Raw genomic sequence first — 19,402 nt, 5'->3', positions numbered from 1 at the left:
AGGCAAACGTAAATGCAAAGTTATACTGAAGAGAACTATCTGAAGACAATTTATCATCTGGCAGAGAAAACTGTAAATGTTCAAACCAATGCCATTGCAGAACAAATGCAAACCAAACCCGCATCGGTTACCGATATGATCAAAAAATTAGCAGATAAAGGCTTGATTGATTATGTTAAGTACCAAGGGGTTACCTTAACCGAGACCGGAAAAAACACGGCGATAGATATTGTACGTAAGCATAGATTATGGGAAGTTTTTTTAGTAGATAAATTAAACTTCAAGTGGGACGAGGTACATGATGTGGCCGAAGAATTAGAACACATCAAATCAATTGAGCTGATTGAAAGGTTGGATGAGTTTTTAGGTTTTCCGAAAGCAGACCCCCATGGCGATCCCATTCCCGATAAAAACGGGAGATTTGCCAAAACCGGGTTTATCAAACTTATTGAATTAAAAATAGGCGACTCTGGCACCATTACCGGTGTAAGTCAGCACAGTTCTCCTTTTTTAAAACATTTAGAAAAATTAGGCCTTACCCTGGGCAAACAAATCCAGGTGAATGATGTTACCGATTTCGATGGTTCGGTAGAAATCCAGCTATCCGATAAACAAGTTAATATTAGCAGAGAAGTAGCAAAACATATTTTAATCAGCAGTAATGGCAAAAACTGAATCGTTAAGTGAAGTACATCAAAGCGTAAATACCGATAAAAGAAAAGGCTGGCGCAGAATTCTGGCCTTTATTGGTCCGGCTTATTTAATCAGTGTGGGCTACATGGATCCGGGCAACTGGGCTACGGATTTGGCAGGCGGGAGTAAATTCGGTTACCAGTTAATCTGGGTTTTACTCATGTCTAACCTCATCGCGCTACTGTTACAATCGCTAAGTGCCCGTTTGGGCATAGTGAGGGGATTGGATTTGGCGCAGGCCTCTAAACAAGCTTATCCCCGTTGGGCCAACATTCCATTGTTCGCCTTGGCGCAAACGGCAATTATTGCCTGCGATCTTGCCGAAATTATCGGTATGGCCATCGGTTTACAGTTACTCTTTGGCTTACCGCTGATCTGGGGCATTACCATTACGATTTTCGATACCATTTTATTGCTGTTTTTGCTCAATAAAGGCATGAGGGCCATGGAGGGATTTATCGTTTCGATGGTTTTTATCGTCGGAATTTCCTTTCTGGTGGAGATGTTTATTGTGGAACCCTCACTTAAAGAAGTAGCCAAAGGTTTTGAGCCTTCTATACTCAATGGCGATGCACTTTATATTGCAATAGGGATTATCGGCGCAACGGTAATGCCACACAACCTTTACCTTCACTCTTCTTTGGTACAAACCAGAAAAATTGAACGGAGCAACAAAGGGATTAAAGAAGCCTTAAAATTTAACCTTATTGATACCACAGTTGCCTTAAACCTGGCCTTTTTTGTTAATGCGGCCATTTTAATCCTTGCTGCTGCAGCTTTTTATAAAAATGGTTTACATGAGGTGGCAGAAATTCAGGATGCGCATAAATTACTTTCGAATATTTTTGGCAGCGTAGCGCCCACCTTGTTTGCCATTGCGCTAATTGCTGCCGGGCAAAGTTCTACCGTTACCGGAACTTTAGCCGGACAGATTATTATGGAAGGACACATCAATTTAAGGATACAACCCTGGTTGCGACGACTAATTACCCGTTTGTTAGCCATCATCCCAGCATTTTTTACCATTTTGCACTACGGCGACGATGCGCTTGGGGGTTTATTGGTACTAAGCCAGGTGGTATTAAGCTTGCAGCTGGGTTTCGCCATCATTCCTCTGATCCATTTTACATCAGATAAAAAACTGATGAAAGATTTTGCGATAAAACCATGGGTGAAGGTTTTAGCCTGGGCAAGTGCCATCGTTATCATCGCGCTTAACGTTAAACTGGTTATTGAAGAAATAAGTGGTTGGGCAAAAGAAGCCAATAACTGGTGGATTTATGCCATTGTCATACCGGCATTAATCCTCATTGTATTACTTTTGCTCTATGTTTTCTTCCACCCTCTACTGGAACAGAAAAAAAATGCATCCAGACAAATTGTTCCCCACGGTGATGCTTTGGATATTGGCAAAATTGATAAGATTATCTACAAGAAAATTGGCATTGCGGTAGATTTCTCTAAAAACGACAGAAACACCATCAGACATGCTCTAATTCAGGGCGGCAAAGATGCGCACTATTACCTCATTCATATCGTGGAAACAGCTGCTGCACGCTATTTGGGCAAGGAAGTGATGGACCATGAAACGCAGAGCGATGCGGTTAACCTGGAGCGGTACAGAGCGAACCTGGAAGACCTTGGATATGACGCTACACCTTTTATTGGTTTTGGAAACACAGGTAAGGCCATAGCCGATATCAGTAACCGGAACGACATGGAACTTTTGGTAATGGGCGCACACGGACATAAAGGTTTAAAAGACCTTATTTTCGGCACCACGGTAGATTCTGTCAGGCACAAGGTAAGAATTCCCGTGTTGATCATCAGGTAGCTGTTGAGCGTTAAATTTTAATTAGTCGCAGATATGATTAGGTTATCTGTGGTTAAGATGATTATTTACCCACAACCGTCATCATTTTTTTAATACCTCCATCACCAGATTGGTACATTAACAACTTTCCGGCAGGCGAATATAAATACATTGCCGGATATTGTTTCGGTAAAAATGTTGGAATAAATAATCGTTTTTTATCCTGTAATACCAACACATTGGGTTTTGTATTTAAGCCTTTGGCATACGAATTAAAAAACTGTGGAATGATGAAAGCCTCATCCATGGTGATCATATAAATATTTACATCCTTAAACCTGGCGTAATTGGCATTCAGGTTTTTACTTTCCCGCTGACAGTGTTCACAGGTACAATCAAACAATATAAATAGATTCTTTTTCCCCTGCTTAATATCGCTGTTTGAAAAGGCTTTACCATCCAGTTTATAAAAGGTAAACTGCGGCAAGAGCGTGGGTTGCTGGGCTTCTGCCTGAAAAGTTACGGCTAACAATAAGATTAAGAGTAGGTTTCTGAATTTCATTTTTAGTAATTTAAGCTCAAACTTAAGCCAATAAATACGAACATAATAATATGTCCCTGAGCTTTTACAAACTGATGAACATTTTATCGGTTTTTACCTGCTGCTACCGGAAAGCAATCTGGTGTGGTTTGTTATCATCAGCATCATTAAGCGCGACTCATTGTAAATCTTCGGGCAGAGAAGCTGTACCAAAGAAAAATTAACAACTATTTGTACCTTTCTTATAACCAAAGTTCAGGTTGAATACTCCTCTCACCGGAGGAAACGCTGCGTTTTTTCCCATACAATTAAATTAAAACTACATTATCACATCATTTTTTTGGATATTTGCGATCTTGCTGACGACAAATCGCGTAAACGGCCTTCATCCTGAACAGATAACGTCCAATTCGACTTCAGTATCTTCACCAAAAGATGCTGAAACGAGTTTGGCATAACGGGTTGCATTTGTGGTCCAAACATTTTGTTTTACATACCGTTGTATATAATACACTTATTAAAATTTTGAAAAACGACATTAATATAAAGAATAAAAGAGCTTATTTCGACTATAATCTTTTAGATAAATACGTAGCCGGTATCGCCCTTTTAGGAACAGAAATAAAAGCAATAAGACAAGGTAAAGCCAACATGACTGATGCATTTTGCATGTTTATTGGCGGGAATCTCTATGTCCGCAACCTTCATATATCTGAATATAGCCACAGTTCTTTTTATCACCACGATATTAAACGCGACCGCGCCTTATTACTTCAGAAAAAAGAAATCAGAAAACTAAAGCTTAAAGGCGAAGAAAAAGGTTATACCATCGTTCCTTTACGGATTTTTATCAACGAAAGGGGTTTTGCCAAAATGGAAATTGCCCTGGCGCAAGGTAAAAAAGAATTCGACAAACGCGATAGCATTAAGGAAAGGGATAATAAGCGGGAGCTGGATAGAGCGATGAAAAGGTAGGTTAGCCACCAGTCATGAGTCCTCAGTCCTTAGTCTAAATCGACTTCTGACTACGGACTTCTGACTATGGACTCAAAAACTACCATGCCTGATCGCCAACTAAAGGTACAAACCTAAAGGTATCCAATACAATTTTGTCGTAATCTGTTTCGCTTACGCGGATCACCGTAACCATTTTCTGGGTTTTCTCATCTCCTACCGGGATCACCAGAATGCCGCCTATTTTTAACTGTTTTAATAAAATCTCCGGAACCATTGGCGCACCGGCGGTAACGATTATTTTATCGTATGGTGCATGGGCAGCAATTCCTTTAGAACCATCGCCACAATAGAAAGTAGGCCTGTACCCCATGCCGGGTAAAACCTGAATGGTTCTGTTGTAAATATTCTCCTGTCTTTCTATCGTAAAAACGGTAGCACCCAACTCCATTAAAATACAGGTTTGATAGCCCGATCCGGTTCCGATTTCGAGTACTTTATCCCCTTTTTTGATATGCAGCAGTTCGCTTTGGTATGCCACAGTATAAGGCTGAGATATGGTTTGTCCGTCGCCTATGGGGAAAGCAATGTCTTTGTAAGCCTGACTCCAAAAAGTCTCGTCAAAAAAGAAGTGCCGTGGAACTTTACCTATGGCCGCCAACACATTTTCATCTTCAATTCCGCGGGATTTCAACAGCTCAACCAGTTTTTTTCTCGCTCCACGTTCTCGGTAATTATCAACAAATTTATACGCCATGAGCTTCAAAATTAGCTTTTTTTAACGGTGATACAAGGATAAAATAAGAGAATGATCGAATTAGTGAATGGATTACCTGAGTTAGAGAATGATACATTATCCACATCAAAAAAGGATTAAAAGAGAGATCGACGGCATGAAAAAACATTCCATCATTCAACATTCAATTATCCCATCATTTCTAGTACGGATCTACATCAATTTGTGTAAAAATGCCTTTAAATTCCCTGGTCGCGTTAAATTCGGTCAGGGTTTCTCTTAATGCATCTTTAACTTTTTGAATGGCCGTGTGTTTATCTGCTTTGATAATCATCTGTTTGATATAAAGGTTCCGCACACGGCTTACCAGCGGTTGTTCGGGTCCTAAAACACGTTTACCGAATTTTGCTTTCAGTATATTGGCCAAAGTAAGCGCAGCATGATCTAAAACATGCGAATCTTTATGTTTGATGTATAAAAATATCATTCGCGAAAACGGCGGATAGAGGAATTTCTCCCGCTCCACAATCTCATCGTGATACATCCCTTCATAATCATTGTTCACCACCTGTTTGATGATCCTGTTTTCGGCATCGTAGGTCTGGATACAAACATTGCCCTGGTCGGCTCTTCTGCCTGCCCTACCTGCTACCTGTGCCAACAATTGAAAACTCCTTTCGTATGCGCGAAAATCTGGATAACCTAAAAGGGTATCGGCATTGATTACACCGATCAGGTTCAGGTTATCAAAATCCAGTCCTTTGGCCACCATCTGTGTACCGATTAAAATATCGGTTTTCTTTTCCTGAAAATCATTCAGAATTTGTTGCAGACCGTTTTTGGTACGTGTACTATCCATGTCTAACCGGGCAATGGATACCTCAGGATAAAGTAGCCTGAGTTCTTCTTCAATCCGCTCGGTGCCAAAACCTTTTTGCTCTACATGTACCGAACCGCAGGCCGGACAGATATTGATACTACTCTGCTGATAACCACAATAATGGCAATGTAATTTACCACTGCTTTTATGATACGTTAAGCTGACATCACAGTTTACGCATTTTGGCGTATAACCACAGGTTGCGCAAATGAGAATGGTAGCATACCCCCTCCTGTTCTGAAACAATACAATCTGCTCTTTTTTTGAAAGTGCCAGATCAATATCTTTGATCAATACACTTGAAAAATACGAACTCATCGTTTTTTTCTTGGTTTCTTCGGCAATACTCACCACCTGTTGGTTCGGAAGCTGAACCCCGCCAAAACGCTCTTTCATTTCTACCAGGCCATATTTGCCCTGTAAAGCATTGTAATAACTCTCTAAGGATGGTGTTGCCGACCCTAAAACAACCTTAGCCTGATGCAGATAACCTAAATAAATAGCGGCGTCACGGGCCTGATAGCGTGGTGCCGGATCGTACTGTTTATATGAGGGTTCATGCTCTTCATCAACTACGATAAGCTTTAAGTCTTCAAAAGGGAGAAAAACTGCTGAACGCGCCCCAAGAATTACTTTATATGCACCTGTTCTTACCTTATTCCAGATTTCTACCCTTTCGCTATTGTTAAATTTAGAATGGTATACCCCTATCGAATTGCCAAAATAACGTTTGATCCGTTCTACAATCTGTGTGGTTAAGGCAATTTCAGGCAACAGAAACAGTACCTGTCCATCGGTATTTTGAATAATTTCTTCAATCAGTTTAATATAAACCTGCGTTTTTCCTGATGCGGTTACCCCATGCAGCAAAACCACCTCTTTCTCTTCAAAATAGCGGTTAATCTGGTCTAATGCTTTCTGCTGACTTTCGTTTAGTTCAAAATTAACGCTGAACGCTTCATCATGGGCAGCCAAACGGCTAACCGGCCTTTTCATCACCACAAAAATTTCTTTGTCGGTCAAAGCTTTTAATGCTGCCGGTCCGCAATTGCTTTCTGCTAAAAGCTGCTCTTTGGCAATTGGCAAATTTGTTTTTCTCAATTTCAGGTAAGCCAGTAAAGCGTCTAACTGTTTAGGTGCCTTGTCTAAAACATTAAAAAGTTGTTTCAGATTTTCTTCATCGTTATAAAAATCGTTTAATATAATGAACGATTTAAGCAAAGGTTTATACTTCTGTACCACCTCTTCGGCCACCAGTACCAGTTCCTTATCCAATAGTTGATTGATGATCGGATATACCGTTTTTTGCCCCAGCAGTTTAGAAACATCATTAACCGTAAGTTTCTGTTGCTGTTTCAGTGCATTGACAATAATTTCTTCTTTATCGTTAAGGGCAGTATTTTCATGGTCATCTTCGCGAAGAACCAGTATGGTTTCGCTAGCCAATTTTAAACTGGCAGGCAAGGCAGCCGCCATTACATCGCCTTCGTTGCACATGTAATAATTAGTCATCCATGTCCAGAATTTAAGCTGCATGGGTGTAATTACAGGCTCCGCATCTACAACATCAATAATGTACTTGGCCTCATAAACTGTTGGTGGTACGGTAGTGATTCCGCTGATTAAAGCGGTGTAAATTTTATGCTTTCCAAATTGCACCACCACCCGTTTTCCAACAGCAATCTGATCGTTTAAATCAAAAGGTACCCGATAGGTATAGTTTTTTGCCAAAGATAAGGGCAAAATAACTTCCACAAAAAGTGTTTCTCTTTCTGAAAAAATATCGTTTTCGAAAGTGTTCATTATTTATCTTTAAACGCTGCAAAAAAGAGCATTATCCATCCCAATACAAATAAAAGCCCGCCAATTGGTGTTACCGGACCAATAAATTCGGTAAATCCTAAGTGCGATATGCTTCGGGTAGCCAATAAATATAATGATCCTGAAAAAAGGATGATTCCAAATGTGAAGCAGAAATAAGCAATATTGATAAGCTTGTTCCGGTAGCGGGCAAAGGTAGAAAGGTATAATAAAGCAAATGTATGATAGAACTGATAATCAACACCTTTTTGCCAAATCTCCAATGATGGGCCATCGATCAAAACTTTTAGCCCGTGGGCACCAAATGCGCCAAGCAAAACGGCAACAGCACCAAAAAAAGACGCAGTGAGGATTATTCGTTTATTCATAATTATTTGCAAGTAGCAATCGCTAAATTAATAAATTGGCAAAGAACTTCTCACTAATCAATGTAATAAATTAAATTTGTTGCATAGCAGATGAAAAAAATCATAATTTTAACAAGTGCATTATTTTTAGGTGTGGCCTTTATGGCCTACTTCTATTTTTCGAAACTGGGAATTGATAATGACGCAAAAGACCTGGCGCTGCAATCGGCAACCAATAACGCAGCACTGGTGTTTTCTTTCCGGAACGACAAAGGTTTTTATGATATAATGGAAGGACAACACCTGATCCAGCAGGTTTTGGGAAGAGATAAAATGACCCTCCTGAAGCAGCTAAAAACAAGTATTATTGACGATAATCTGCTCAACAGGTACCTGAAAGATCAGCAGGTTTATATTAGTGTGCTGCCTGATTCGAATAAAACCCTTAACTTCCTGATCACCTTACAAATTCAGCCGGAAAACGACATCAAAAAATTCTATGGGCAGCTAAAAGTTAAAAAGGCGGTCAGCGAAAAGGCCAAAGACCTATTTGCCGTAAAGATAAATGACAGCTTATCTGTTTATTTAGGCGTACATGGCCAGGTATTAACGGCTTCAACATCACTTAAATTGATTAATGACGCGAATGTGCGTTTAACTGAAAATCCTTTTACCGAATATATTAAGGAAAATAACCGCCAGATTAAAAATGTACTGGCTAACATTTACATTAACTTTAACCAGGCTCCGCTATTGCTCAAAAATATTATTGCAGGTAACATCAATGGTGAAATTGCCTTATTTAACCAACAGAACAGTTTTGCTGTACTTAATTACAATTTCAGTAAAGAAAAAATTCTTTTTAATGGAAGTACCGAATTAAAAGATCAGCATAATTATCTTAAGCTATTTGAAAACACCGCCGCGCAAAACACCTTTATCCAGAATATCCTGCCCGATAATACCGCAAATTATGCGCTTTATGCTTATGATGATTATCGCAAATGGCTCAAGAAACTAAATACCTGGCAGGAAAAAAAGGAAATACTTTCAAAAACCGATGCAGTAATCAAAAGCGTAAAGAATGATTACAGAACGGACTTAAACTTCATTTTTACCAATTACACAAAGAATCAGTTTATTGTTTTTCAGTTGAGTACAAGCGAAAAATTAGGTGCAATTTCATTATCAGATGGCGAAAAAACAAAACAGTTATTGCTTGATGTAAGTACAGATTATAATGACGACATCAAACTCTTTAAATCTGCCGATATCTTATACAGTTATTTTGGTGAACCTTTTAAAAAATTTACGAGGCCTTATTATACCATTGTTGACAATAATCTGGTTGTAGCCAATAATGCGAGCACGGTACAATCATTTCTAAATCATTATAAAAACAACAGGCTTTTAATAGAAACTCCGCAATATTTAGATGCAGTGAACGAGATTTCTACCACTTCGAATGTGAGCTATTACATCAATACCAAAAATTCGGCAGATATTTTCAGACACAATATTCAACTGAGTTTCTACAGACATTTACGGGCCGATAGTGGTTTGAAAAGTTTCGATACTTTTTGTTATCAAATGAGTGCCGACAAGAACAAGTTTATTACTAATTTGCTTCTAAACAAATATATACAACCAGAAATACCAGATTCATTAAGCAACCGTTAATAAGGAAACCACCCCAATAAACCATTTTACATGAAGAGACTTTTACTCGCGTTACTGGCAATAGCCAGCTTCGGCGTTGCCCATGCACAACAGTATGCGCTTTTCGGCACCAGAACCATATTCGATGCATTCGAAAATCCTTCTCAAAAATCTTTTACTTTAGATTCATCAAGAAAATTTTCTTCAAATTTCTTTCTTCCTTATTTTGGAACCAATGCCATTAACAAAGGCAATTCGAAGTTTGCCGTAAGAAAATTAACACAGGAAGGTGTTTTTGATACCAGAAGTTTACCAATCGGCACCGGCGAGGTGAATCATTTTTTTGAAAACAGCAATATCTATGTAGCAACATTCAGACTTTTCAAATCCTACAAATACCAGAAAGAAATGGGCTTTTCATGGCAGATCAGATCTGATGCCCATGCCGATTACACCAACGAAACTTTGGCAATTTTTGATTCGTACAAAAGGTTTAATACCAACCAGCAGTACATCGGGATTTTCAACACCAAAGGTTGCCAACAAAGTTACCATCAGTTTAGCTTTACCTATCGCGAAAACTGGGACAAAAGGCTGGCTTTTGGTTTAAAAGCCAGCGTATTAAGTGGGATACTTTATAATAAATTGGATATTTATGACTCTCAATTATTTATCGACCCTGAGTCGAATGCGTTATTTATCGATGTGAATGGTACTTATTCTGCCAACTTCTCTGATTTTAATGAAATAAACAGGAAAAACTTTTTCCCAAACTTTAAAAACCCTGGTCTATCATTTGGTTTTGGCACTAACTACACTACCAGAAAAGGTTTATTTTTAATGGCTAACGTTAAAGATCTGGGATTTATCTGGTGGCGCAGCAATTCCCAGCGTACAACGGTAAATCAATCAAAAATTATTGAGAATATCGAGAATAACCAATCGAATACCAATCAACAGATAAAAAACATTTTCTTGCTATCGCAGGAGCCTAAAAAGTTTTTGGCTCCAACCAATGCTAAACTTGATTTTTATATGTCTAAACGCTATGGTTTTTACAAACCTGCATTGGCTGTTTCGAAAAACCTGTTTTACAAAGGTGGCGATATCGCTTTCGTCAATACCTTTATTGCCAACGATTTTTCAGTAAGCGCAACACCTATGTACAATTTAAACGGTGTTTTTATGCTTGGCGCACAAGGCAAATACCAAACACCCAATTTCGAACTGTTTTTAGGGACTGATAATTTAGTTGCAACCAGTTTCCAGACCATTGGTACCGTTAAAAAAGATGCTACTGTAGGCAGCGGACCTAACGGTGCTTCATTTTACATGGGAGTAGGCATTAAATTCGGTAACGTGGTTAACCATCCGCAGTTTGCTGACATCATCCCAGGCATAAACGACAATGAAGGCGGAAGTTTCTTTAAAAGCTTGTTTTCGGTTTTTAAAAGGAAATAGATTTTAACCTTGTGCTTGTTGCTTTTTAGATTGGGTAACCACAAAATCTTTCAGGTAAAAAGGCTCAAAATAGGCGACATCTTCAAAATTACGGTTATTGAAAGCCTGGTTAGCCAACCGTGACATATAGGTAGCAGAATTAAAATTGCGGGTATCGAATTTTGCATGTTGAGGTGTTAAAACTTCTGCACATTTGGCTGCCCCATCGCCCAAAAAGGTAATGATCTGATTTGAAAGAAAGTTGTTAAAACTCGTTTCGTCGATAATTTTAGCTTCAGTTGGTAATAATATATGTAATAACGGATCAAAAACTGCAGTATATACTTCCATCCTTCTGGCATCAATCATCGGGCAGATCAAACCTGAATAATCCGGGCTTTCAGACAAAAAACCAGCAGCCATCATTTCCAATGTCTCAATGGCAATTAAAGGTTTATCCAGGGCGTAACAAAGTCCTTTAGCTGTAGAAACGCCAATGCGCAAGCCGGTATAAGACCCCGGACCTTTGCTTATGGCAATAGCATCCAGCTCCTGATAGTTTAAGCCAGCGGCTTTAACTACCTCATCAATAAAAAGGGTTAAATTTGCTGCGTGCAGGTTTTGCCCATGCTCCTCTTTAAATGAAATGGTTTCGCCGTTAACAGATAATGCCACAGAACAGATTGCTGTAGCGGTTTCTATTTGAAGTATTTTAGCCATGGGGCAAAGATAAGTAAAAATGGAAGAGGTAAGAGGGAATTATGGAAGATGGTTTAGAAGAGTTCGTCATCTTAAGTCTCCGGTCAAATCTCTTTCTTCTTTGTCATCCTGGATGCAATAAAGGATCTTTAATGACGGAAGATATTAAATGAATGATAGCTTAGGCGGTCTTTAGTCCGAAGTCTTGGGTTTGTCCTCCATCATGTCAATCCTGAGCGCACTCGAAGGATCTTTTAAACAGATTGTTCTCCTGAATATTGGGACTAAATCACAGTCGAATGGCGACGATTGAACACCAATTTACAGGTGGCAATTTACAGCTAACAACCTGCAAATAACTAATTTAAACAGTTAACCGATTAACCGAAAATAGCCAGTAATACAGTTGCAATTTACCAATAAACCCGTGCCCAGTGAACTAATAAACCGCTACGGAACCGGATCATGTCCATGTTTTCCCCAGGGATGACAACGGCCAATACGTTTCAGCGCCAGCCAGCCGCCTTTAAACGGGCCATGTTTTTTAATGGCCTCTATTCCGTATTGTGAACAGGTTGGGGTAAAGCGGCAATTTGCACCCAGCATGGGTGAAATGGCGTATTGATAAATTTTAATCAAGCCTAAAAACAACCATCCAAAAATTTTATTGATGAATTTCATTGGGCCGGATTAAATTTTGGAAACGCTTAAAGGTAGCGATCAGTTTTTTCTCGATAAAGGCAAAATCATATTTATCTTTGCCCACAAACTGGATAGAAAACAGAAGCAATCCCCTATCGGTAGGTAAAGGCAAGTATAATTGATCCTGTTTATTTAAGCGATAAGCTTCGCGAATGCGCCGCTTGAGCAGATTGCGGTCTACCGCCCGTTTATATCTTCTTTTAGGCACATTGATCACCACCTGTGCTGGTACATCAGTGGTAGCATCAACAAAAAGATAAGAAATCCGAAAAGGGTATAATAAAAAAGAAGAACCGTTTTTAAACAACAGGTCTAAATATTTCCTGCTGCATAACCGTTCTTCTTTCCTGAATGTGTACATATATTTTTGATTGATAACTGCAGATTTTGCTCTGCCAATCCCGAATGAACGGAAAAGCAATCAAAAATTATGCTTTATGCTTGCGTTCGTCAGAAACTGTTAATCTTTTTCTTCCTTTAGCACGACGTGATGCTAATACTCGTCTGCCGTTAGCTGTTGCCATTCTTTCGCGGAAGCCGTGTTTGTTTCTTCTCTTTCTTTGCGAAGGTTGGTATGTTCTTTTCATGACTGTATATTATCTATTGTAAAATTAAGAGGTGCAAATATAAAGCGATTTCTCTACAAATGCAAGCGTGATTAATTATTATTTTTCTATTTAGATGCAAATCTAAAAAATCTTTTGAAAAACAGGGTTAATGTCCAAATGATGGATGATTGGTTAGGTCGTTTATTTCTTCCACCAACGTTACTAACGGGAAGAAATATGCAAATTCATTTTTTCAGTTATGATTTGCCCCGATGGGACAAATAAGGGAATTTTGCCAATATCTCTTGTGATTGGTTTCTGGTGCCGGAAAGGAACAGGCAAATAATAATAATGGCAGAGGTCACCGTAAAAAAACCTGATTGTAGTGACAATCCTTTTTTACCCAAAGCCCAGCCAAAAGACAAAAAGATTGGAACGGGAAGTAGGATTAACCATAACATTGGTGATTAATAGCGCCCGGAAAATCAGTTAAAGTCCCAATGCCGCCTTCAGTTTTACATAGCCTGTTTTGCTTACCGGAAGCCAGATATCGGACTTCAGCAATACCACGTAGCTATCTTTCTCTTTCAGCTCTATTTTAGTTACCTGCGCCAGGTTGATGATATATGATCGATGTATCCTGATAAACTGGTTAATATCGAGGGTTTGTTCAAAATAAGCCATGGTTTTGTTCTTATAGAAGATACCGTCAACTGTACTTAATTTTACATAATCATCATCAGCCTCTAAATAATTGATATCTGCTACAGGAATTATCTTAATCACCCCATCCTTTTTAACCACTACCCTATTGTTTTGTGCCGGGCTTAATGCTGCAGCATCCAAAACAGCTTCTGTATTTTCGGTCTGGTTTAATTTGCCCGGTATTTTTTTGATGGCAGCGTCAAAGCGCGGTTTATCAATCGGCTTGAGCAGATAATCTACGGCATTAACTTCAAAAGCTTTAATGGCGTACTCATCAAAAGCGGTGGTAAAAATTACCGCAGGTTTATCTTCCACCAGCTCGAGCATTTCGAAACCGCTAATTTTGGGCATCTGTATGTCAAGAAAAATTAAATCAGGCTTATGCAAGGTAATGGCCTTCAGACCTTCAAATCCGTCGCCACACTCGGCTACAATCTCTATTTCGGTATGATCTGAAAGGTAATACTTTACAATATCTCTGGCTAAAGGCTCATCATCAATTAGTATTGTCCGGATCATTTTTTTGTGGAATTTTTAGGGTGGTAATATATAAATTATTTGCCTCAATGTCGGTTTGTAATAGATGGGTATTTGCAAATAAAAGGTATAACCTACGTTTAATGGCACTTAAGCCAAATCCTGTCCCCCCAGCCGCTTTCATTTCGGGATCGAAAGGATTTTGTACGCGCAATTGTAAAATATTATATTCAACGGTAACATCAATTTTGATCGTAATGCCTGCAGAAGTATTGTAAAGACCAAATTTAATGGCATTTTCTACAATAGGCTGCAATAATGTACCTGGCAAACAAAGCCCCAGGGTATCTTCGGCAACATTTACTTCAATATTCAACCTATGGCTGAATCTTACTTTTTCGATATCGAGGTATAATTGAATATATTCCATTTCTTCCTCAACCGAAACCCATAATTCATCGTCACGTTTTAAGGTTCCACGAAGAAAAGATGCTAATTTTGTAATCATCACCCCTGCTTCTTTTGGATTAACCATAGTAAGTGCAAATACCGAATTTAAACTATTAAAAAGAAAATGTGGCTGCAACTGATGCCTTAACTTATTTAACTCGGCCTCTTTAGCCAGACTTTTTGCTGCCGACAGCCTTTCGTGAGTTTCTGACTGTTCTTCTAATCTATACCACAGTATATTAGCTAATGCACACCAGGCCAAACACATAAACGAAATTAAGCCCCTAAAGGCAAAAGAAAAATTATAAAAATCTTTATATTCTTTATAATCGGCAAAAATATAAAGCATACAATATTTGGCAGCATAAATAATTACAAATGTAAGGGCCAGGGTAAGAATCAGTACATAGAGAATCCGTTCATTTTTTGGCTGATAATAACCCAACATATTGCTTAGCCCTATACAGGCCAACGCTAACAAAAAATTACTGGTTAAGCTATCGGTTATGGCTATCCACCAGGAGAAATTAACTACATAATGTAATCCGGCGGCACATATTACCGTCCACACGATTGCAATGGTGAGCGATATTTTCTGTATTTGCGGAACGGATAAGGGTCTAGTTGTCAAAATGATTTTGGTTAGTTAATGATTTATTGCGGTGTGCCAGCTTTTCCAAATATTGTTTTACTGATTTAGGCTCAACAATCCTGGAACTTACTTCCACACCATCAGTGAGTTCTTCCACCATCGATATTCCGCCTACACCTAAAAATTTCCATACTATTTTATCTCCGTTACAATTATGTAAAGGTGGGTTAAAATGTGCAGCATTTAATTTAGCCTTATCTAAAGCCTGCGCAATCCCATCTGCCTGGATTAAACGCGTTTGTTCGTTAAACTGGGGTGTATGTTTTCCTTCACCACAAATTACCTGATAGATACAATTTACTGCAAACCATTTCATAGGCGATGTATCACAAATGTTTAGAAACTTTTAATTTCGATCCCGCCAAATAAAGCTGTCCCCTCTAAAATCAATGTTTTTTTCAGCTCTGCCACCGGCATCACGTGCGATCTTTTGTCTTCAACGCTACCGAATAATGCGGTTACGTTCGATTTTATGGCCCAGTTTTGTGGCACAATTAATTTAATTCCACCAAAAACAGCCGTTACATCAAGTGATACGGTTTCCGGAAAATCAGCCTGGGTCATTACAATATCGGCGCCGCCAAAAACAGCAGTAATATCTCCTCCCTGAAAATTTTTAGTGTATACCGTTTGATGACTGCCACCAAAAACAGCCATCACATCTATCATATCGTTATGATTTATAGAGTCTTTATCCGTTACGCCTTCAAAATCAAAATCAGCCTTCTTTTTATCTTTTTTCTTAGCAACGCAGCTATTCTTTGGTCTGAAGATTAAAAAACCACCCACGATCACCAAACCAAGGCCCAAAGCGTATTTAGATAGGTCGAAATCCAGACCTGGTATGCGAATTAAGGTATTGTAAGTACCGATCAAAATTAAGATCAGCCATCCTATCCCCTTAAAGTTACGTCGAACGCCGAGAAACACGCCCAATAGAATTAAAAAATTAGACCAACTGAAGATCCATCGCGGAATATTTAGCCCCATATTGTCCAACAGAAATGCAAGTCCAATGATAATGATGATAAAGCCGCTCCAAACCCGTCCTGAGTTTTTAAGCTGATTGTTATGGTTGTGATTCAAGTTTTCCATTGTGCTCGTATTTAATCCTTCAAAAGTATTGATCAGCACCAGATCTTCATATATGCCACATGTAAGAACCTGGTAAAAAGCGGTAGGCGGCCTTATTTTGTCGGTGAAAATTATTTTGTTATTTTGAAGGTATGAAATTTATGCTATTTATACTTGTTTTTGCTATTTATACTGGCCTGCATGCGCAGGAAATAGGTAGTCGTTACAAAATTTACGATGTTAAAAAACAAAAATCAATTTCAATAGATGATATTGTTGCTGATATGGAACATGCAGATGTTTTATTTTTTGGCGAAGACCATAACGATTCTGTAGGACATTACCTTGAAATGGAACTTCTCCAAAAACTTCATTCAAAATATCCGCTTAAAGTGGCGCTATCTTTAGAAATGTTCCACACCGACGTACAAACTGAGCTAGATGAATACCTGGCGGGATTAATCTCGGAAAAGAATTTTGTTAAAGAAAGCAGAGCCTGGGGGAATTATAAAGATTACAGACCTTTAATCGAATATGCCAAACAGAACAGATTAAAAGTTATCGCTGCAAATGCGGCTACACGTTACAGCAATGCTGTTACACTTGGTGGACTGGAGGTACTGAAAAAGTTTCCCAAAGCATCATTCACTTTTTTGCCTCCCTTACCGATTGATACGGCTCAGGGCAGGTATTATGAAAAATTTACAGAAACCTTAGGTGGGCATAACATAGGTACAATGAAAATTTACCAGACCCAAAATTTATGGGATGCAACCATGGCCTGGTCCATCAATAAGTTTATCAAAGCAAATAAAGACATCAAGGTTTTACAGCTCAACGGTCGGTTCCACAGCGATGAAAAGCTTGGCACATTAGCCAAACTCAAACAACTCAATGCGGGATTAAAAATCCTGAATATTTCGTCGTTTTCTGATGAAAGTTTTACCAATCCCAAATGGGAAAAATTTAGCCATCTGGGTAATTACATCATCATCACCGACCCGGGGGTTAAAAGAAGTTATTAAAACGAAAAGCTCCGCAGCTGGGACCGGTCTGCGGAGATTGTTTTTATGCTTTTGCTTTTAGCAAATCTCTGATTTCAGTTAAAAGCACTTCTTCTTTTGTAGGTACAGGTGGCGTAGCAACTGCTACAGCCTCTTCTTTCTTTTTCATCCGGTTAATGGTTTTAACCATAATAAAAACAATTAAGGCCAGTAAAAAGAAATTTATCGCAACGGTAATAAAATTGCCATATGCAAATATAGCCGCATCGGGAGCAGCTTTTTTGGCATCGGCCAATGATGCGCCCTTAGGGATTAGTTCGGATCCTTTACCCATTGCAAAATAAATGCTGCTGAAATCGGGTTTACCTACCATAGCAGCTACTACAGGCATAATCAGATCTTCAATGATACTGGTTACAATCTTACCAAAAGCGCCACCTATAATTACTCCGACTGCTAAATCGAAAGCATTGCCCTTAATGGCAAACTCTTTAAATTCTTTTACGAATCCCATACCTTATGATTAGTTCATTTTTATTTATTTACTAAAATAGCAAACATTAAACTCAATACAAACGTTTAGCAAATAATTTTAAAAACCGAACATATCAATAGGCATTTAGGTCAAACCAGCATAATATCTGAAATCTATTGTTTATTTTTGCCCTATTCTTTTTTATTTACTATGCTAAAACAACATCTACAACAAAAATTATTACAAAAGTTATCGCCGCAACAGATACAGTTCATCAAATTGTTGCAGGTGCCAACCGTTGCTTTAGATACGCGTGTAAAAGAAGAATTGGAAGACAATCCGGCACTTGAAGATCCAAGTTTAATGACTCAGGATGAGCCCAAGAGCGAATATGATGATTTAAATGATGGTCCGGAGGATTACGAACAATCATCAGAAGATACCAGTATGGACGAATTTAATGTAGATGATTATCTGCAGGACGATTCGGCCAACGATTACAGTACCAACTATAATAATGGCGACGAAGATGAGGAGAAAAAAGAAACGCCAATTGCTATCGAAAGTACTTTTTTTGAGAGTTTACAAGAGCAATTAGACCTCATACCTTTATCCGATCAGGATTTTATTATCGGCAAACAGATTATTGGCAGTTTAGATGATGATGGTTATTTACGCCGTCCGTTGGGTTCCATGATCGATGACCTGGCTTTTTCTCAGAATGTGATGGTAGAGGAAGAGGATGTACTGGAAATGTTGAAACTGATTCAGGGTTTTGATCCACCGGGCATCGGGGCTAGAGACCTGAAAGAATGTTTATTGATCCAGTTAAAAAGGAAAGATACCAGCAATCCCATCATCGTTAAAGCAATGAATGTGGTAGAAAACTATCTGGATGAGTTTACCCGTAAGCATTACGATAAATTGGAAAAGAGCTTAGGTTTAGATAGTGAAGAACTTAAAGAGGTGGTAAATGAAATTTTACGGTTAAACCCTAAACCAGGTGATGCCAATCAGGTAACGACAAAACAAATGCAGATTATTCCTGATTTCCACATCAGTAATAATGACGGTGTATTGATTTTGACTTTAAATTCAAAAAATGCCCCTGAACTAAAGGTAAGCAGATCTTATCAGGAAATGTTTGAGCATTACGACAAGGCGGCATCTAAAGATAAAAAGCTGAAAGAGGCCGTTCAGTTTGTGAAACAAAAATTAGATTCTGCAAGGTGGTTTATAGATGCGATTAAACAAAGACAACAAACTTTGTTAAAAACGATGAATGCCATTATGCACTATCAATACGAATATTTTTTAACTGCAGATGAGCGTAAAATGCGCCCAATGATCTTAAAAGATATTGCAGATAAAATCGATATGGATATCTCAACCGTATCAAGGGTGGCAAACTCTAAATATGTACAGACCGAATTTGGTACTTTTCTGTTAAAATCTTTCTTTTCTGAAGCTATACAGACGGAAAACGGCGAAGAAGTTTCGAATAAAGAGGTGAAAAAGATATTGGAAGACTGTATTGGCAATGAAGACAAACGCAAACCTCTGGCTGATGAAAAACTAACCGAAATTTTAAAAGATAGAGGTTACAACATTGCCAGAAGAACGGTTGCCAAATACCGAGAGCAAATGAATATTCCGGTAGCCAGGCTGAGGAAAGAACTTTAGTACAGTTGGCAGATTTCGATTGCCAGATCGCACTACAAAACAACAGCTT

The 19,402-nt window shown here is 38.6% G+C and carries 20 protein-coding genes; 7 read left to right on the top strand and 13 right to left on the bottom strand.

All coding sequences use genetic code 11. The annotated features are described in order from the left end of the window. Positions 1 to 12 precede the first annotated feature (12 nt). Together ACK1I8_RS04755 and ACK1I8_RS04750 are read left to right on the top strand one after the other, a co-directional pair. Positions 13 to 675 carry a metal-dependent transcriptional regulator gene (locus ACK1I8_RS04755; protein WP_412468193.1) on the top strand — a complete coding sequence of 221 codons (663 nt, stop codon included), beginning with the start codon at positions 13 to 15 and terminating at the stop codon, positions 673 to 675. Further along, entirely contained in the window at positions 662 to 2,527 is a 1,866-nt protein-coding gene (locus ACK1I8_RS04750; RefSeq protein ID WP_412468192.1) for an Nramp family divalent metal transporter, read from the top strand. The genes ACK1I8_RS04755 and ACK1I8_RS04750 overlap by 14 nt, the downstream gene beginning before the upstream one ends. A 61-nt stretch (positions 2,528 to 2,588) precedes the next feature. On the opposite strand, the gene ACK1I8_RS04745 is transcribed toward ACK1I8_RS04750, so the two are convergent. Further along, positions 2,589 to 3,068, bottom strand: coding sequence for a TlpA family protein disulfide reductase (locus ACK1I8_RS04745; protein WP_412468191.1), 480 nt, complete (start codon positions 3,066 to 3,068; stop codon positions 2,589 to 2,591). 504 nt (positions 3,069 to 3,572) lie between these two features. Between ACK1I8_RS04745 and smpB the strand changes: the two genes are divergently transcribed. Further along, entirely contained in the window at positions 3,573 to 4,022 is a 450-nt protein-coding gene (smpB, locus tag ACK1I8_RS04740; RefSeq protein WP_090980211.1) for an SsrA-binding protein, read from the top strand. A gap of 79 nt (positions 4,023 to 4,101) precedes the next feature. On the opposite strand, the gene ACK1I8_RS04735 is transcribed toward smpB, so the two are convergent. The 3 genes from ACK1I8_RS04735 to ACK1I8_RS04725 form a co-directional block, all read right to left on the bottom strand. Next, positions 4,102 to 4,758 carry a protein-L-isoaspartate(D-aspartate) O-methyltransferase gene (locus tag ACK1I8_RS04735; protein ID WP_335319849.1) on the bottom strand — a complete coding sequence of 219 codons (657 nt, stop codon included), beginning with the start codon at positions 4,756 to 4,758 and terminating at the stop codon, positions 4,102 to 4,104. Positions 4,759 to 4,939: 181 nt separating this feature from the next. Beyond that, on the bottom strand, positions 4,940 to 7,420 hold the full coding sequence (gene priA, locus ACK1I8_RS04730) for a primosomal protein N' (RefSeq protein ID WP_412468190.1): 2,481 nt from the start codon (positions 7,418 to 7,420) through the stop codon (positions 4,940 to 4,942). Then, entirely contained in the window at positions 7,420 to 7,806 is a 387-nt protein-coding gene (locus ACK1I8_RS04725; RefSeq protein ID WP_412468189.1) for a DUF423 domain-containing protein, read from the bottom strand. The genes priA and ACK1I8_RS04725 overlap by 1 nt, the downstream gene beginning before the upstream one ends. Before the next feature lie 90 nt (positions 7,807 to 7,896). Here ACK1I8_RS04725 and ACK1I8_RS04720 point away from each other — a divergent pair, with 90 nt between their 5' ends. Both ACK1I8_RS04720 and ACK1I8_RS04715 read left to right on the top strand, forming a co-directional pair. Next, complete coding sequence (locus ACK1I8_RS04720; RefSeq protein ID WP_412468188.1) at positions 7,897 to 9,465, top strand: hypothetical protein; 1,569 nt, start codon at positions 7,897 to 7,899, stop codon at positions 9,463 to 9,465. Positions 9,466 to 9,495: 30 nt separating this feature from the next. After that, complete coding sequence (locus ACK1I8_RS04715) at positions 9,496 to 10,905, top strand: DUF5723 family protein (protein ID WP_412468187.1); 1,410 nt, start codon at positions 9,496 to 9,498, stop codon at positions 10,903 to 10,905. A gap of 3 nt (positions 10,906 to 10,908) precedes the next feature. Here the strand turns inward: ACK1I8_RS04715 and tsaB are convergent, their stop codons facing one another. The 8 genes from tsaB to ACK1I8_RS04675 all read right to left on the bottom strand — a co-directional run bounded on the left by tsaB (position 10,909) and on the right by ACK1I8_RS04675 (position 16,212). Then, positions 10,909 to 11,604: a tRNA (adenosine(37)-N6)-threonylcarbamoyltransferase complex dimerization subunit type 1 TsaB gene (gene tsaB / locus ACK1I8_RS04710; RefSeq protein ID WP_412468186.1), complete on the bottom strand. Its 696-nt coding sequence runs from the start codon at positions 11,602 to 11,604 to the stop codon at positions 10,909 to 10,911. A gap of 429 nt (positions 11,605 to 12,033) precedes the next feature. Further along, complete coding sequence (yidD, locus tag ACK1I8_RS04705; RefSeq protein WP_090496806.1) at positions 12,034 to 12,264, bottom strand: membrane protein insertion efficiency factor YidD; 231 nt, start codon at positions 12,262 to 12,264, stop codon at positions 12,034 to 12,036. Next, positions 12,248 to 12,646, bottom strand: coding sequence for a ribonuclease P protein component (locus ACK1I8_RS04700; RefSeq protein WP_412468185.1), 399 nt, complete (start codon positions 12,644 to 12,646; stop codon positions 12,248 to 12,250). Before ACK1I8_RS04700 ends, yidD begins: the two co-directional genes overlap by 17 nt. A gap of 67 nt (positions 12,647 to 12,713) precedes the next feature. Continuing rightward, positions 12,714 to 12,872, bottom strand: coding sequence for a 50S ribosomal protein L34 (gene rpmH, locus ACK1I8_RS04695; protein WP_010601723.1), 159 nt, complete (start codon positions 12,870 to 12,872; stop codon positions 12,714 to 12,716). A 450-nt stretch (positions 12,873 to 13,322) separates the two neighbouring features. Then, positions 13,323 to 14,057 (bottom strand): LytR/AlgR family response regulator transcription factor, encoded by a 735-nt coding sequence (locus tag ACK1I8_RS04690; RefSeq protein ID WP_412468184.1) that lies wholly within the window; start codon positions 14,055 to 14,057, stop codon positions 13,323 to 13,325. Then, complete coding sequence (locus ACK1I8_RS04685; RefSeq protein WP_412468183.1) at positions 14,035 to 15,096, bottom strand: sensor histidine kinase; 1,062 nt, start codon at positions 15,094 to 15,096, stop codon at positions 14,035 to 14,037. Before ACK1I8_RS04685 ends, ACK1I8_RS04690 begins: the two co-directional genes overlap by 23 nt. Further along, positions 15,086 to 15,433, bottom strand: coding sequence for a DUF4288 domain-containing protein (locus ACK1I8_RS04680; protein ID WP_412468182.1), 348 nt, complete (start codon positions 15,431 to 15,433; stop codon positions 15,086 to 15,088). Before ACK1I8_RS04680 ends, ACK1I8_RS04685 begins: the two co-directional genes overlap by 11 nt. Positions 15,434 to 15,453: 20 nt before the next feature. Next, positions 15,454 to 16,212: a LiaF transmembrane domain-containing protein gene (locus ACK1I8_RS04675; RefSeq protein WP_412468181.1), complete on the bottom strand. Its 759-nt coding sequence runs from the start codon at positions 16,210 to 16,212 to the stop codon at positions 15,454 to 15,456. A gap of 140 nt (positions 16,213 to 16,352) precedes the next feature. Here ACK1I8_RS04675 and ACK1I8_RS04670 point away from each other — a divergent pair, with 140 nt between their 5' ends. Continuing rightward, positions 16,353 to 17,216: a ChaN family lipoprotein gene (locus tag ACK1I8_RS04670; protein WP_412468180.1), complete on the top strand. Its 864-nt coding sequence runs from the start codon at positions 16,353 to 16,355 to the stop codon at positions 17,214 to 17,216. A gap of 43 nt (positions 17,217 to 17,259) precedes the next feature. Here ACK1I8_RS04670 and mscL read toward each other — a convergent pair whose 3' ends face one another. After that, the gene (mscL, locus tag ACK1I8_RS04665) at positions 17,260 to 17,709 is read right to left on the bottom strand and encodes a large conductance mechanosensitive channel protein MscL (protein ID WP_293787003.1); all 450 of its coding nucleotides are present in this window, start codon (positions 17,707 to 17,709) and stop codon (positions 17,260 to 17,262) included. A gap of 171 nt (positions 17,710 to 17,880) precedes the next feature. Between mscL and rpoN the strand changes: the two genes are divergently transcribed. Further along, on the top strand, positions 17,881 to 19,353 hold the full coding sequence (rpoN, locus tag ACK1I8_RS04660; protein ID WP_412468179.1) for an RNA polymerase factor sigma-54: 1,473 nt from the start codon (positions 17,881 to 17,883) through the stop codon (positions 19,351 to 19,353). Positions 19,354 to 19,402 lie beyond the last annotated feature (49 nt).

The sequence above is a fragment of the Pedobacter sp. KLB.chiD genome (genome assembly GCF_047040275.1).
GTDB lineage: Bacteria > Bacteroidota > Bacteroidia > Sphingobacteriales > Sphingobacteriaceae > Pedobacter.
Note: the sequence above shows the minus strand (reverse complement) of the source record. Positions and strands in the feature narration are given on the sequence as shown.